Consider the following 14,951-nt stretch of genomic DNA (forward strand, 5'->3'; position numbering starts at 1 on the left):
GAAAACGGCATCCTCGCGGATGCCGTTTTGCATTTGAGCAATCTCAGGCGGTCCTTCCTCAGGCCGCGTCGTCTACCGCATCCCGGTCGGACGCCGGCACGTAGTTGAGGACCGGGCCAAGCCAGCGCTCGATCTCCTCGATCGACATGCCCTTGCGCTTGGCATAGTCTTCGACCTGATCGCGCTCGACCTTCGCAACCCCGAAATAGTACGAGGCCGGATGGCCGATATAGAGGCCTGAGACCGACGAGCCGGGCCACATCGCATAGCTTTCCGTCAGGATGACGCCGGTTGCCTCTTCCGCATCGAGCAGCCGGAACAGCGTCGCCTTTTCCGTATGGTCGGGCTGGGCCGGATAACCCGGCGCCGGGCGGATACCGCCGTAACCCTCGGTGATCAGTTCTTCCGTGGAAAAATTCTCATCCGGCGCATAACCCCAGAATTCCTTGCGGACCCGCTCGTGCATGCATTCGGCAAAGGCTTCGGCAAAGCGGTCGGCCAGCGCCTTAACGAGGATCGACGAATAATCGTCGTTCGCCCGTTCGAAACGTTCGGCGATCGCCACTTCCTCGATGCCCGCCGTGACGACGAAACCGCCGAGATAGTCGTCGAGACCCGTCGCGACCGGTGCGACGAAATCCGACAGCGCCACGTTCGGGCGGCCATCCCGCTTCGAAAGCTGCTGGCGCAACGTGAAGAAGGTCGCCAGTTCCTCGTTGCGGCTCTCGTCCGTGTAGACGCGGATATCGTCACCGACGGCATTGGCCGGCCAGAAGCCGATCACCGCCCGCGGCCGGAACCACTTTTCCGCAATGATCTTGTCGAGCATCGCCTGCGCATCGGCGTAAAGCTGGCGCGCCGCCTCGCCCTGCTTCTCGTCCTGGAGGATCGCCGGGAACCGCCCCTTCATCTCCCAGGTCTGGAAGAACGGCGTCCAGTCGATATATTTTGCCAGTTCCGCCAGGTCATAGGTTTCGAACACTTTTGTGCCGGTGAACTGCGGCTTCTTGGGCTGGTAGGACGACCAGTCGACCTTCTCGGCATTGGCGCGCGCACGCGCGATCGGCAGGCGGGTCTTTTCCGCTTCCGAGCGGGCATGGGCCGCAGCCACCTTGGCATATTCCGCCTGCACCGTGCTGATGTAGCTCGGCTTTCCGTCTTCGGACAGAAGCGCGGACACGACGCCGACCGCGCGGCTGGCATCGGTCACGTAGATGGCCTGGCCGCGATCATAACGCGGATGGATCTTCACCGCCGTATGGACACGGCTGGTCGTCGCGCCGCCGATCAGCAGCGGAATGTCGAAACCCTGGCGCTCCATCTCGGACGCCACATGCACCATCTCGTCGAGCGACGGGGTGATCAGGCCGGAAAGCCCGATAATGTCGACCTTCTCGGCAATCGCCGTCTCCAGGATCTTGGTCGCCGGCACCATCACGCCGAGATCGATGATCTCGTAATTGTTGCAGGCAAGCACGACGCCGACGATGTTCTTGCCGATGTCGTGAACGTCGCCCTTGACGGTCGCCATCAGCACCTTGCCGGCGGACTTCTTCTGGTCGCCGCCGTTGAGGCGCTTCTCTTCTTCCATATAGGGCAGAAGCACGGCGACGGCCTGCTTCATCACGCGGGCGGATTTCACCACCTGCGGCAGGAACATTTTTCCCGAACCGAACAGGTCGCCGACCACGTTCATGCCGGCCATCAGCGGGCCCTCGATCACATGCAGAGGCCGTTCCGCATTCTGGCGCGCCTCCTCGGTATCGCCCTCGATGAACTCGTTGATGCCGTTGACGAGCGCATGCGAAAGGCGCTTCTCCACCGGCCATTCGCGCCAGGCGAGGTCTCTCTCCTTGGCTTCCTTGGCCCCGGTCCCGCGATAGCGTTCGGCGATGTCGAGCATCCGTTCCGTCGCATCGTCGCGGCGGTTGAGCACGACGTCCTCGCAGGCCTCGCGCAGGTCCGGATCGATGTTCTCGTAGATCGCCAGCTGGCCGGCATTGACGATGCCCATGTCCATGCCCGCCTGGATGGCGTGGTAGAGGAACACCGCATGCATCGCCTCACGCACCGGCTCGTTGCCGCGGAACGAGAAGGACAGGTTCGAGACGCCGCCCGAGACATGCACCAGCGGCATGCGCTCGCGGATCGTCTTCGTCGCCTGGATGAAGGCGAGCCCGTAGCCGTTATGCTCCTCGATACCCGTCGCGACCGCAAAGATGTTCGGGTCGAAGATGATGTCTTCCGGCGGGAAATCCGCCTCTTCGGTCAGGAGCTTGTAGGCGCGTTCGCAGATCGCCACCTTGCGCTCATAGGTATCGGCCTGCCCCTGTTCGTCGAAGGCCATGACCACGACGGCGGCGCCATAATTGCGCAGCAGCTTGGCCTGGGCGATGAATTTCTCCTCGCCCTCCTTCATCGAGATCGAGTTGACGACCGGCTTGCCCTGCACGCATTTCAGGCCCGCTTCCATGATCTCGAACTTCGACGAGTCGAGCATGATCGGCACCCGGGCGATATCCGGCTCGGCGGCGATCAGGTTGACGAATTCGACCATCGCCCGCTGCGAGTCGATCAGGCCCTCGTCCATGTTGATGTCGATGATCGAGGCACCGTTTTCAACCTGCTCGCGGGCGACCACGAGAGCCGCGGTAAAATCGCCGGCGGTGATCAGCTTGCGGAATTTCGCCGAGCCGGTGACGTTGGTGCGCTCGCCGACATTGACGAACGGGATGTCCTTGGTGAACTCGAAGGGCTCCAGGCCCGCAAGCGACATGAACGGCCGATGTTCCGGCACTTCGCGCGGCTTGTGCGGCGCGACCGCTTCGGCAATCGCGCGGATATGCTCCGGCGTCGATCCGCAGCAGCCGCCGACGACGTTGACGAGGCCTTCCGCCGCAAACCCTTCGATCTGGCGGGCCATGTCTTCCGGCGATTCGTCGTAACCGCCGAACGAATTCGGCAGGCCGGCATTCGGATAGGCGGAGATGAACGTGTCGGCGACGCCCGAGAGTTCCTGCAGGTGCGGCCGCATCGCATCGGCGCCGAGCGCGCAGTTGAGGCCGACCGTGAAAGGCTTCGAATGACGGATGGAGGACCAGAAGGCCGACGGCGTCTGGCCGGACAGCGTGCGGCCGGAAAGGTCGGTGATCGTGCCGGAGATCATCACCGGCAGGCGGATACCCTTCGCCTCGAAACGCTCCGCGCAGGCGAAGATCGCCGCCTTGGCGTTCAGCGTATCGAAGATCGTCTCGATCAGGATGATATCGGCGCCGCCGTCGATCAGGCCGTCGAGCTGTTCGCCGTAAGCGAAACGCAGATCGTCGAATGTCACCGCCCGGTAACCGGGATTGTTGACGTCGGGCGAAATCGAGGCGGTGCGGTTGGTCGGGCCGATGGCGCCGGCGACGAACCGGCGGCGGCCGTCTTCCTTCTGTGCCCTCAGCGCCGCCCGCCGTGCCAGCCGCGCGCCGTCACGGTTCAGGTCGTAGACCGCGTTCTCCATCTGATAGTCGGCCTGGGCGATGCGGGTCGACGAGAACGTATTCGTCTCGATGATGTCGGCGCCGGCCTTGGCATAGCGGTAATGGATTTCCTCGACCGCCTGGGGCTGCGAGAGAATCAGGAGGTCGTTGTTGCCCTGCTGATGGCAGGCGCATCCGGCAAATCGCTCGCCGCGGAAATGGCCTTCGTCAAAACCCAGGCCCTGGATTTCGGTGCCCATCGCACCGTCGAGGATGAGGATGCGCTCACGAGCCGCGGCCTTGAGTGCCGAGAGAATCTCCGCGCCATCGCGAGCGGCGGCTTCGGGACCAAAGAGTTCGTCGAACATGGCACTGCCCTTCATCATTTCCGGATACATCAATAACCGCATAAAGATATGTTTATGTCAATATATAACCGGCGTGTCGTGCGATATAGAATAGTCGATGACATGAAACCGGCCGGGCGTTATAGGCGTTCTGATCACAATGCCCCCGCCATAGCGATTCCGAGGTTTTCATGAGCGACACCGGTCAGACAGAAGCCAAGTGGGCGAGCCTTCCCTATCATCGTCGCTGGCTCCTGAACGAGGCCGACGAGCTCTTCAATTTTTTCCAGTACCGGGCGATGAACCCAAAGGGCGGTTTCTTCGATCTCGACGACCAGGGCTTGGCCCTCGGCGGCGCCAATCCGACTCGCGGCATCCATGCCTCGGCGCGTATGGTCCATTGTTTCTCGATCGGCTACCTGCTCGGCCGGCCCGGCGCCGGTGATATCATCGACCACGGCATGCGCGCGCTCTGGGAGAGCCATCGCGATAGCGAATATGGCGGTTATTTCTGGCAGGTCAACGATGACGGCGCTGCCGATTCCGCCAAGCAGGGTTACGGCCACGCCTTCGTGCTGCTCGCCGCCTCTTCGGCAAAGGTCGCCGGCCACCCTCTCGCCGATCGGATGCTTGCCGACATAAGCGAGGTTCTGGAAACCAGGTTCTGGGAACCGCACCACGGTGCGATCGCGGAAGAATTCAACCGCGACTGGTCGCCGATCGATGGCGGCAGCTATCGCGGCCAGAACTCCAACATGCACCTCACCGAAGCGCTGATGGCCGCTTTCGAAGCGACCGGCGAGAAGGTCTATCTCGACAAGGCGGAAAGCATCGCCGACCTCGTTATCCGCCGCTCCGCCGGCAGCGTTGGTTTCCGCGTTGCCGAACATTTCGATCCCGAATGGACGATCGACAAGGACTATTACCATCCCGACGAGATGTTCCGCCCGGCCGGCACCACGCCCGGCCACTGGCTGGAATGGTCGCGCCTGCTGCTGCAGCTCTGGGCACTCGGGGGCAAAAAGCACGGCTGGATGCCGGATGCGGCGAAATCGCTGTTCGTCCAGTCCATGTCACTGGGCTGGGACAAGGAGAAGGGCGGCTTCTTCTATACGCTCGACTGGAGCGACAAACCCGCCAAGACCAACAAGCTCTGGTGGCCGATGTGCGAGGCAGCCGGTGCCGCCCACTTCCTCAACGAGCACCTGCCGGCCGACGATTTCTACGAGGACAGCTACCGGCGGATCTGGGGTACGATCGCCAACCGTTTCATAGACCACAGACACGGCGGCTGGCACGAGGAACTGACCGAGGATCTCGTCCCGGCCCACACCCTCTTCCCCGGCAAGGGCGATATCTACCACGCCCTGCAGGCCTGCCTCATTCCGCTCTTCCCGGCAAACGGCAGCCTGACGAAGGTCATCGTCGAGGCCGAAGGGCGTATCTGAAGTTTTCGCGAAACCGCGCGATCGGGCTCTGCGTCGGCCTCGGCATGTGGATCGTTGCCGTGACGGCGACCGGTGCCGGCATCGTCATCCTCTGGCTGCTGCGCAAGACCGAAGTGGCGGCGGGCATGAAAGACGAATAGCGGCAGGGCATCGGAGATAATACGGATCAGCCGCCCGACCGCGGCGTCACCATTGCCCGGATACGGCTCGTCAGCAGTTCGTAGTCATAAGGCTTGGTAATCAGCGCGGTATTGCCGAGCGTCTCCGATCCCGGCACGTTGCGGTCGCCGGTCGCGAAGATCACCGGCAGATCGGCCAGCGTTTCGCGCAATTTCAAGGAGAGCTGCAATCCGCTCATTTCCGGCAGATGGACGTCTGTGACGAGAATGTCGATCGGATCGCTGCCGGCCGCGGCAAGTGCTTCGGCAGCCGATCCGGCCTCGATCACGGTCATGCCCGCATCCTGCAGAAAATCGGCTGTCGAGATGCGGATCAGCGCCTCGTCCTCCACCAGCAGAACGGAGATCGGCAGATCCGGCGCCGACGGTTGCTCGACGGCAGGTTTGGCCGAAGCTGCCTCAGCCAAACCCGCCTCTGAAGGGCTTTCCGGCAAGCGAGGCTGTGGAGCCTGCCGATTCTGATCGATCACCTGGCGGATTTTTCGGGCGAGCGTCTCCCGTGTATAGGGCTTGCTCAAGAGATTGACGCCCGGGTCGAGCCGCCCGCCATGGACGATCGAATTCTCGGTGTAGCCCGAGGTGAACAGCACGCCGAGATGCGGCAGTCGCTCCTTGGCCCTCTTGGCGAGATCGCGGCTCTTCAGCCGACCGGGCATCACCACGTCCGTGAACAGGCAGTCGATCGGCACGCCGCTTTCGATGATCGCAAGCCCGCTGTCCGCATCCTTGGCTCGCAGGACCCGGTATCCCAGTTCGGCAAGCAGGCTGACCGTGATTTCCCGCACCGCTTCGTCGTCCTCGACGACCAGGATCGTCTCGTTTCCGCCGAGGGCAGCCCCACCGGCATTTTCGGCGACCACATCCTCGTCCTCCATCGATCGCGGAAGATAGATCCGCACGGTGGTGCCGTTTTCCGGCTCGCTGTAGATTCGGATATGGCCGCCGGACTGTTTGACGAAACCGTAGACCATCGACAGGCCGAGCCCTGTCCCCTTGCCTTCCGGCTTGGTGGTGAAGAAGGGGTCGAAGACCTTGCCGAGAATGTCGGCCGTCATGCCCGTACCGGTATCGGTGACCGCGAGCATAACGTATTGGCCGGCCTCGATGTCGAACGTGTGGCTCGCATATTCGTCGTCGAGATAGGCATTGCCGAGTTCGATCGTCAGCTTGCCCTGCCCGTTCATCGCATCGCGTGCGTTGATCGCGAGGTTGAGGAGCGCATTCTCGACATTGCTCGGATCGACCAGCGTGTTCCACAGCCCGCCGCCGACGATCGTGTCGATCTCGATCGCCTCTCCCAGGCTGCGCCTCAGGAGATGATCCATCTCGCGGATCAGGCGGCTCAGATTGATCACCTTCGGCGAAAGCGGCTGGCGGCGGCCGAAGGCGAGAAGCTGCGAGGCAAGCCGAGCGCCGCGCGAAGCCCCTGCAAGCGCGCTGTTCAACCGCCTTTCGGCAACTTCGTTGCCCGCGAATTCCCGGCCGAGAAGCTGAAGATTGCCGGTGATCACCTGCAGGAGATTGTTGAAATCATGGGCGATGCCGCCGGCGAGATTGCCGATCGCCTCCATCTTCTGGCTCTGGCGAAGCACTTCCTGCGTCCGCTCGAGCTCGATCGTTCTTTCCTCGACGCGGTGGCCGAGGGTTTCCGCGAGGCTTGAAAGCTCCGATTCTGTCTTCTTCTGCTCGTCGATATCGGTATTGGTGGCAACCCAGAGGGTGATCTCGCCCTCGGCATTCTTGATCGGCACCGCACGGCTGATGAACCAGCGATAGACGCCGTCGTGGCGCCGAAGGCGGATTTCCGTCTCCAGCCGGCTTCCGGTGCGCAAGGCCTCGTCCCAGGCGGCGGCAATCCGGGGCGAATCATCCGGATGGAGCATCTCGGAGCGCCGCTCCCTGTCGAAATAGAATGACTCAAGGCCGCTATAGGTGAAGATCTGGTCGTTGCACCATTGCATCCGGCCCTCCGGCGTCGCCGTCCACACATGTGTCGGCAAGGACTGGGCAAGCGTCCTGAAACGGTCCTCGTTTTCGCGGGCCGCCTCCTGTGCACGGCGAAGCTCCGTAACGTCCTGGCCCTGCACGAAAATGCCGCTGACCATCCCGTCGTGATCGCGGATCGGCTGATAGACGAAATCGAGAAAGCGTTCTTCCGGCTCAGCGCTTTCGGGGGACTGGAAAACGACCCGCGCGCCATAAGCGCTATAGGGCGTGCCGGTCCGGTAGACCTCGTCAAGCAGTTCGTAGACACCCTGGCTGGCGACATCCGGCAGAGCCTCGCGTACCGTCTTGCCGATCAGGTCCTCGCGGCCGACGATCGTCCGGTACGACCTGTTGACGATCGAAAAAACATGCTCCGGGCCGCGCAGCACGGCCATGAAGCCGGGCGCCTGCTCGAACAGCATGCGCAGATATTCCCGCTCCTCGCCGAGAGCGGCATTCTGCCCCTGGACCGCATCGGCCCGGCGCATCAGATCCGTATGCACCCTGAGGGCGCCGTCGCCCGCGGACCGGCTGCGCAGCAGGTGAAGCTCGGTCACGTCCACCGTATGCTGCAGGATGAAGATCAGCCGTCCCGCCTCGTCCTTGATCGGCGTATGGGTTGCGCTCCAGTAACGATCCTCGAGCTCTCCATCGGGACCTGGGATCGGATAGGGGATGAGCGGCAGATGATCCACCTCAGCGGTGGAAAGGACCCTGGCGAAGGACTGGCGCAACAGCCGGCCCGGGACAGAATCCGGTTCGCTTGGAAACGCGTCGAACATGGTGCGGCCGACAAGCTCTTCACGGCTGCGCCCCGTCACCGTCAGATAAGCGTCGTTCATTCCGACAAGCCGCAATTCCCGGTCGAGTATGACATAGGGATTGGGTGAGAGATTGAACAACTGATTCAGATCGATTGCGGAAAGCTCCGTCAGTCTGAACATGCGCCGTCCCTGATGCCAATGCATCACAGGTTATAGGGTTTCCGCCATTATTGACAATTGAAATCAGGAGGGCTCGGGAAATCTCCCACGGGATTATCGCGATACGCTAAAAGACATCTAACGCCCCGATTTTGCTCCCGGTTCCGGTACCGACCTGTGCGGGATCAGGCCGGATTACTTGATCCGGATCCGCTGCTTTTCCACCGGTTGGACGAAAAGCTGGGCAACCTCGTCGGCCGGCATCGCCTTGCCGTAACGATAGCCCTGCCCGGCCTCGCAGCCCATCAGGCGAAGCGCCGCCTCCTGCTCCTCGGTCTCGATGCCTTCGGCAATCGTCTTCAACCCCAGTTCCCTGCTGAGCGCGATCAGCGCGCGGGTAATGGCGGCATCGCGCGGCTTGGTCAGGAGATCGCGCACGAACCCCATGTCGATCTTGAGCGTCGTCAGCGGATAGCGCTGCAGCGAACCGAGCGAAGCGTAGCCCGTGCCGAAATCGTCGAAGGCGATGCCGACGCCGAGTTCGCGCAGCGCCTGGATCGATTCGAGCGACTGGTCGTCGTCGTTGAGCGTGACCGTTTCGGTGATCTCGATCTCCAGGAAATGCGGATCGAGCGCGTAGCGTGCGATCAGGTCGACGACGCTGCGCGCCAGATCACCGGCCCGGACCTGCGCCGGAAACAGGTTGATGCCCATCTTGATCGGCGGATACCCGGCCGCATCCCAGGCGGCCATCTGGCGGCCCGCCTGGTCGAGCACCCAGAAGCCCACGTCGAGCGCGATCGAACTCTGCTCCAGAGCCGGGAGAAAGGCGGCCGGCGACAGGAGCCCGCGCTCCGGATGCTGCCAGCGGATGAGCGCCTCGACGCCGAATACCTCGCCGGTATCGAGCGTCACCTGCGGCTGGTAGTGCAGCACCAGCTCGTTCTTGTCCAGCGCCCGCAGCAATTCGTCCCGCAGCATTCGCTTTGCCAGGGTCTCGTTGCGCATCGACTGTTCGAACATGCGCACGACCCGGCCGCCGGCCTGCTTGGCCCGGTAGAGCGCGAAGTCGGCACTGGCGATGAGCTCCTCGGAATCGGAACCATGGTTGGGCGCAAGCGAAAAGCCGACGCTCGCCCCGATGCGGAACGTATGCCCGGCAACCTCGAACGGTATCTTGAAAGCCTCGATGACCGCATTTGCAGTTTTCTGAGCGACGAGAGGGTCCCCGGTTCCGGGAATGAGAATAGCAAACTCGTCGCCGCCGAACCGGGAGACCGTGACGTTGCGGTCGAGGACGGCCGGCAATCTGACACCGATCGCCTGCAGCAGGGAATCGCCGATGCCGTGCCCCAGGCGATCGTTGACGTCCTTGAACCCGTCGAGATCGAAGAGCAGCACGGCAAGCGGCCGCTTGCGCGCCAGTTCCTCGCGCAGAAGGTCCTCGAAACGGTGTCGATTGCACAAGCCGGTGAGCGTATCCTGGCTTGCCAGCCTCAGGAGCCGGACGTCGCGGTCGCGGCGTTCGGATATGTCCTTGATGATGGCGCCCACGCCGACGCCGCGCTGATCGTGCCAGATCGAAAGCGCCATCTCGACCGGAAACTCCGAGCCATCCTTGCGGCATGCCGAAATCTCGACGGTCTTGCCCTTGAGCATGGAACTGCCGCCCGCGGCCACGCGCGCGAGACCGGCGTTGTGAGCGGCGCGGAAACGTTCGGGCACGATCAGGTCGAGCGAGCCGCCGACCATCTCCTCCCGGCTGAAGCCGAACATATCGAGCGCCGCCTGGTTGACGAACTCGACCCGGCCGGTGGGATCGACGGTGATCAGCGAGAGATCGGTGGCATCCGCAAAGTTGGCAGCCGTCGCCTGCGGTATGCCCTCGCGACGCAATTCCATGTGCTCCATGACCATGGCGGCAAGGCCGGCGAGCGTTCGCCTTTCCCGCTCGGAGAAACTTTCTCGCACATGCGTATCGGCGATGCACAGCGCTCCGAGCCGGAAACCGTCCGGCGAGATCAGCGGCGCGCCGGCATAAAACCGGATGAATGGTTCGCCGGAGACGATTGGCAGGCCGGAGAACCGCGCATCCAGTCGCGCATCGGAGACGACAAGGACATCGTCCGTGCGGATCGTGTGATCACAAAAGGTTTCGGATCGGTGGGTCTCCTCGATATCGAGACCCGAACAGGCCTTGAACCACTGCCGATCTTCTTCGATCAGCGTCACGAAAGCCATACGCGTGGAAAAAAGCTCGGAGGCAAAACGGCAGATTCGGTCGAAACGGTTTTCAGGCCCCGAGCCCGCGATTCGGTAGTTCGCCAGAGCGTCGAGCCGTCTGCGCTCTGCAATATCGATGCTGTCGGCGTAAGACATCTCTGCTCCAGAGGAGGGCGGTAGTAGCACTACCATAGAAATCCATCCATTAGAGAAAGCATAACGGGGCGCCCCCAAGAAATGAATGGTGTTTGGGAGGGGGCTCACCCGTTTAGCGGGATGGAAGAGAGCTTTCTCGACTTAAAATGAAAAACCTCCCGGATTTAGACCCGGAAGGCTGCTTCGGTAAGGCACAATGTCCCGAAATGGATCATCCTATCGGGGAAGATAGTAACGGCCGCGCTCGTCGCGCTCCAGCCCCTTGCAGCGGAAGGTGTCGAGTTCGCGGACAACCTCGCGGCCATCGCGGCTGCCGACGGCGGCCATCAACTCCTCGAAATGTTTGGCGCCATCCTTCAAAGCCGCTTCGAGCGAGGGAAAACGCTTGCCGGGATAGGATGGAGCCTGCGGCGTGACGAGCTCCCAGCTCTGGGCATGCTGCATCGGCCAGGTCAGGTCGTAGCCAGCCTTGGCGCCGGAGCGGGAACCATGAAGCGACGGATCGAGCGGCGACAGCCGAACGCCGGTCGCGATCACCAGATCCCGGTCGGCCTGGAAGCGAGTACCGAACGCCCATTCCATCTGGCTGTCGTCGAAGATGTCGATATCCGGATCGACGACGAAGACGTTCTTGACGCCGACGGCGCCGAGAACCGCATAGAGTGCCGAACGGGCCTCGCCCGGATAGGTCTGGCGGATGGAGAAGCGCATGCTCATCGAGCCGCCGGCGGCGACCGGCGCGTAGACGGCGACCGGCTGGCGCACCACATCGCGGAGCGTCTTCCAGACGTTCATCTCCATGCGCAGCGCTTCGAGGTTGGAGGTATCGGTGAAGTCCATGCGATTGCCGCTGATGGTCGCGGTCTGGAACAGCGCATCCCTGCGGTGAGTGATGGCCGTGACATGGAAGACCGGATTGGTCTTCACGACGCCGTAATAGCCGAGATATTCGCCGTAGGGCCCTTCCTTCTCCACGTAACCGCGCTCGTCGAAATAGCCTTCGATGACCATTTCCGCGTCGGCCGGAACCATGATGTCGTTGGTGACGCATTTGACGACCGGCAGCGGCGCCCCGCGCAGGGAGGAGATCAGCTCCAGTTCGTCGACCGGCTCCTTCATGGTGGCCGACACCATGTCGATCGGATGGCAGCCGACCACATAGGCAACGTTCAGCCGCTCGCCCCGCTCGGAAGCGGCCATGTACATGACGCGCAGGTCGCTCGGCGCAATCAGGTCGACGCCCGCTTCCTTTGGGCCGCGCAGCATCAGCCGGCGCATGCCGCAATTGTAGCGGCCGTCCTTCGGGTCGATCGTATAGTCGATCGTAGCGGAAATGTAGGGCGCGCCATCGAGCGCGTGCTGCACGTGGACCGGCAGCTTGAGGAGGTCGGCGTCAGTGCCGGAGAGCACGACCTGCTGCACGGGCGCTTCGTCACCGGAAAGCTTCACCAGTTCCGGCTTCAGCGACAGGCGGCGGCGCATTTCCAGCGCCACGTCGCCGGCGGGCACGCCGAAAGCCTTTGCGAGACGCGAACGGCTGCCGACCACGTTGCCGATCAGCTGCTGGCCTTCCGGACCTGCATTTTTGAACCAGACGGCCTTTGGGTTGTTCTGCAGGATCGCCGCGACATCGGCCAGATCGACCTTCTCCTCGCGAATCTCGAGCTCGTCGGCGCTCAGGCTCTCGACGAAATTCTTCAACCGGAAACGGTCGAGATCAAGCGCGGCGGCGGATTGGGTTGTCGTATTGGCGGTCATTCTTCCTCTCCCGAAAACGCGTTCTGCGTAGGACAGTTTTTAGCCAGAACAGTTGATTAAATCAAATATAATTATACAATGTTGTATCAGGTCGCATCGGGGAGGTGTGATCGGCCAGCGTTCGAAGCCGCCCGCACGTCGGCATAAATAAACGCGCAAAAGTATATGCTTTTTAAGCTACAACCGCTTCCGCCGTTGGACGCCGCATCGGCGCGCATGCTAGAACGGTTTCAGGGATAGGCTGTCAGGTTTCAAATGCACAAAGGAATGGCGTTCCTCCTCCAGACGATCGGATTCGGTTAGGCATCATGGCTTCCAAGACGATCGCCGAAAAGAAGGATGACTATATTCAGTCTTTCTTGAGCCGTCGGTTTTCCCCCGCCGAGGTTTATGTCATTGCGACCGTCGGCGTGCTGATCGCGTTCGGGCTGCGCATTTCGCTGCATGGCGTCCTCGACGAAAGGGCACCTTTCACGTTCTTCATTCCGCCGATCCTGGTCGCCGCCCTTATCGGTGGCCTGCGGGCCTCGCTTTTCGCGGTGGCCCTTTCCGTTCTGGCAGGCTACATCATCAAGGAGTTGACGCCGCGGGGAGCCGTTTTTTCGGAAATGGCCATGCTCAGCTTCATTGGCGTGGTGATCGCGCTGCTCGGCGAAATCCTTCACTCCGCCCGCAAGGCGATCGGAAAAGCCCAGGCGAGGGCCGATTCCCGCGAAGCCCATCTTCGCTCCGTCCTCGACACCGTTCTCGATGCCAGCATCGTCAGCACAAGGGACGGGACGATCGTCTCCTTCAACGCCGCCGCAATCCGCCAGTTCGGCTACAGCGAAGAAGAGGTTGTCGGCCAGAACCTGCGCATGCTGATGCCGGAACCCTACCACCGCGAACACGACGGTTATATGGAAAGGTATCTGAGGACCGGCGAGAAGCGGATCATCGGCATGGACCGCGTGGTCGTCGGGCGGCGCAAGGACGGTTCGACCTTCCCGATGAAGCTTGCTGTCGGCGAGACCCATACCGGCGGGGAAACATTCTTCACCGGCTTCGTGCGCGACCTGACCGAACGCGAGGAATCGGCCGCACGCCTGCAGGAGATCCAGGGAGAGCTCGCACGGCTCGCCCGCCTCAACGAAATGGGTGAAATGGCATCCACCCTCGCCCACGAACTGAACCAGCCCCTCTCGGCGATCGCCAACTATGTGCATGGTTGCGCACGCCTTCTGCGCGACATGGACGAAGCCGTCGCGGTGCGCATGCGCGAAGCGCTGGAAGAAACGGCGCATCAGTCACTGAGGGCAGGCCAGATCATCAAGCACCTCCGGGAATTCGTGACCAAGGGCGAGACTGAAAAGGCGCCGGAGAACATCCGGCGCCTGGTGGAGGAAGCCGGCGCCCTGGCGCTGGTCGGCTCGCGCGAAAAAGGTGTCCGGGCGATTTTCGAGTTCGCGCAAGGACCGGAAATGGTCACCGTCGACCGCATTCAGGTCCAGCAGGTGCTCACCAACCTGATGCGCAACGCCATCGAGGCGATGCGCGACAGCCAGCGGCGGGAACTGGTCATCCGCACCCTCCAGGAGGACGAAGACATGATCCAGGTGATCGTCCAGGATACCGGCCCCGGCATTCCCGAAGAGATCGCCGATCAGCTTTTCAAACCCTTCGTCACCACCAAGGCCGGCGGCATGGGAATAGGGCTTTCGATCTCCAAGCGCATCGTCGAAGCGCATGGCGGCGAGATGACGGTGACACGCAATGCGGCCGGAGGAGCGACGTTCCGTTTCACACTCCCGATCGACAAGGAGGAACGCGAGAATGCAGACGGGTGACTACACGATCCATATCGTCGACGACGAGGAGCCGGTCAGAAAGTCCCTTGCCTTCATGCTGACCATGAACGGCTTCGCCGTGCGCATGCATGAAACCGCCTCGTCCTTCCTGCAGTTCGCGCCGAGCGTGCGAAACGGCGTTTTGGTCACCGACCTCAGGATGCCGGACATGACCGGCGTCGAACTGATCCGCAAGCTGACAACCAGCCGGACCGGCATTCCTTCGATCGTCATCACCGGCCATGGCGACGTGCCGATGGCGGTGGAGGCGATGAAGGCAGGCGCTGTCGACTTCATCGAAAAACCGTTCGGCGACACGGTCATCATCGAAGCGATCCAGCGGGCCGCCGAGCTGCTGTCGGATAAAATGCTCGATACGGACGACCTTGCCGAGGTTCAAACGCGGCTTGAAAGCCTGAGCGACCGGGAGAGGCAGGTGCTGGCGGCCGTGGTTGCGGGTCTGCCGAACAAGTCGATCGCCTACGATCTAGACATCAGCCCCCGCACCGTCGAGGTGCATCGCGCCAACGTCATGGCCAAGATGAAGGCGAAAAGCCTGCCGCAACTCGTTCGCATGGCGATCGCCGCCGGTTTCGGCCCCCATTGAACGGCGGAAAAATATTGGAATTTCTTGATCTATC

At 62.2% G+C, this 14,951-nt stretch carries 7 protein-coding genes; 3 read left to right on the top strand and 4 right to left on the bottom strand.

Going from position 1 to position 14,951, the window contains the following annotated elements:
- Nucleotides 1–58: 58 nt before the first annotated feature.
- Entirely contained in the window at nt 59–3,832 is a 3,774-nt protein-coding gene (gene metH / locus LZK81_RS12745) for a methionine synthase (protein ID WP_233953517.1), read from the bottom strand.
- Nucleotides 3,833–4,002: 170 nt separating this feature from the next.
- Between metH and LZK81_RS12750 the strand changes: the two genes are divergently transcribed.
- Complete coding sequence (locus LZK81_RS12750; RefSeq protein ID WP_233953518.1) at nt 4,003–5,259, top strand: AGE family epimerase/isomerase; 1,257 nt, start codon at nt 4,003–4,005, stop codon at nt 5,257–5,259.
- Nucleotides 5,260–5,425: 166 nt separating this feature from the next.
- On the opposite strand, the gene LZK81_RS12755 is transcribed toward LZK81_RS12750, so the two are convergent.
- From LZK81_RS12755 to LZK81_RS12765, 3 genes are all read right to left on the bottom strand, one after another.
- Entirely contained in the window at nt 5,426–8,368 is a 2,943-nt protein-coding gene (locus LZK81_RS12755) for a PAS domain-containing protein (RefSeq protein WP_233953519.1), read from the bottom strand.
- Nucleotides 8,369–8,542: 174 nt separating this feature from the next.
- Complete coding sequence (locus LZK81_RS12760) at nt 8,543–10,726, bottom strand: putative bifunctional diguanylate cyclase/phosphodiesterase (RefSeq protein WP_233953520.1); 2,184 nt, start codon at nt 10,724–10,726, stop codon at nt 8,543–8,545.
- Between the two features lie 216 nt (nt 10,727–10,942).
- On the bottom strand, nt 10,943–12,484 hold the full coding sequence (locus LZK81_RS12765; RefSeq protein ID WP_233953521.1) for a UbiD family decarboxylase: 1,542 nt from the start codon (nt 12,482–12,484) through the stop codon (nt 10,943–10,945).
- A gap of 308 nt (nt 12,485–12,792) precedes the next feature.
- Here LZK81_RS12765 and LZK81_RS12770 point away from each other — a divergent pair, with 308 nt between their 5' ends.
- Entirely contained in the window at nt 12,793–14,310 is a 1,518-nt protein-coding gene (locus tag LZK81_RS12770; RefSeq protein ID WP_418936438.1) for a PAS domain S-box protein, read from the top strand.
- The gene (fixJ, locus tag LZK81_RS12775) at nt 14,297–14,917 is read left to right on the top strand and encodes a response regulator FixJ (protein WP_046607428.1); all 621 of its coding nucleotides are present in this window, start codon (nt 14,297–14,299) and stop codon (nt 14,915–14,917) included. Before LZK81_RS12770 ends, fixJ begins: the two co-directional genes overlap by 14 nt.
- Nucleotides 14,918–14,951 lie beyond the last annotated feature (34 nt).

This window comes from Neorhizobium galegae, from assembly GCF_021391675.1.
Classification (GTDB): domain Bacteria; phylum Pseudomonadota; class Alphaproteobacteria; order Rhizobiales; family Rhizobiaceae; genus Neorhizobium; species Neorhizobium galegae_B.

Coding starts and splice junctions, on each gene's coding strand:
- fixJ (WP_046607428.1), top strand. CDS start 14,297: ATGCAGACGGGTGACTACACGATCCATATCGTCGACGACGAGGAGCCG.
- metH (WP_233953517.1), bottom strand. CDS start 3,832: ATGTTCGACGAACTCTTTGGTCCCGAAGCCGCCGCTCGCGATGGCGCG.
- LZK81_RS12765 (WP_233953521.1), bottom strand. CDS start 12,484: ATGACCGCCAATACGACAACCCAATCCGCCGCCGCGCTTGATCTCGAC.
- LZK81_RS12750 (WP_233953518.1), top strand. CDS start 4,003: ATGAGCGACACCGGTCAGACAGAAGCCAAGTGGGCGAGCCTTCCCTAT.
- LZK81_RS12760 (WP_233953520.1), bottom strand. CDS start 10,726: ATGTCTTACGCCGACAGCATCGATATTGCAGAGCGCAGACGGCTCGAC.
- LZK81_RS12755 (WP_233953519.1), bottom strand. CDS start 8,368: ATGTTCAGACTGACGGAGCTTTCCGCAATCGATCTGAATCAGTTGTTC.
- LZK81_RS12770 (WP_418936438.1), top strand. CDS start 12,793: ATGGCTTCCAAGACGATCGCCGAAAAGAAGGATGACTATATTCAGTCT.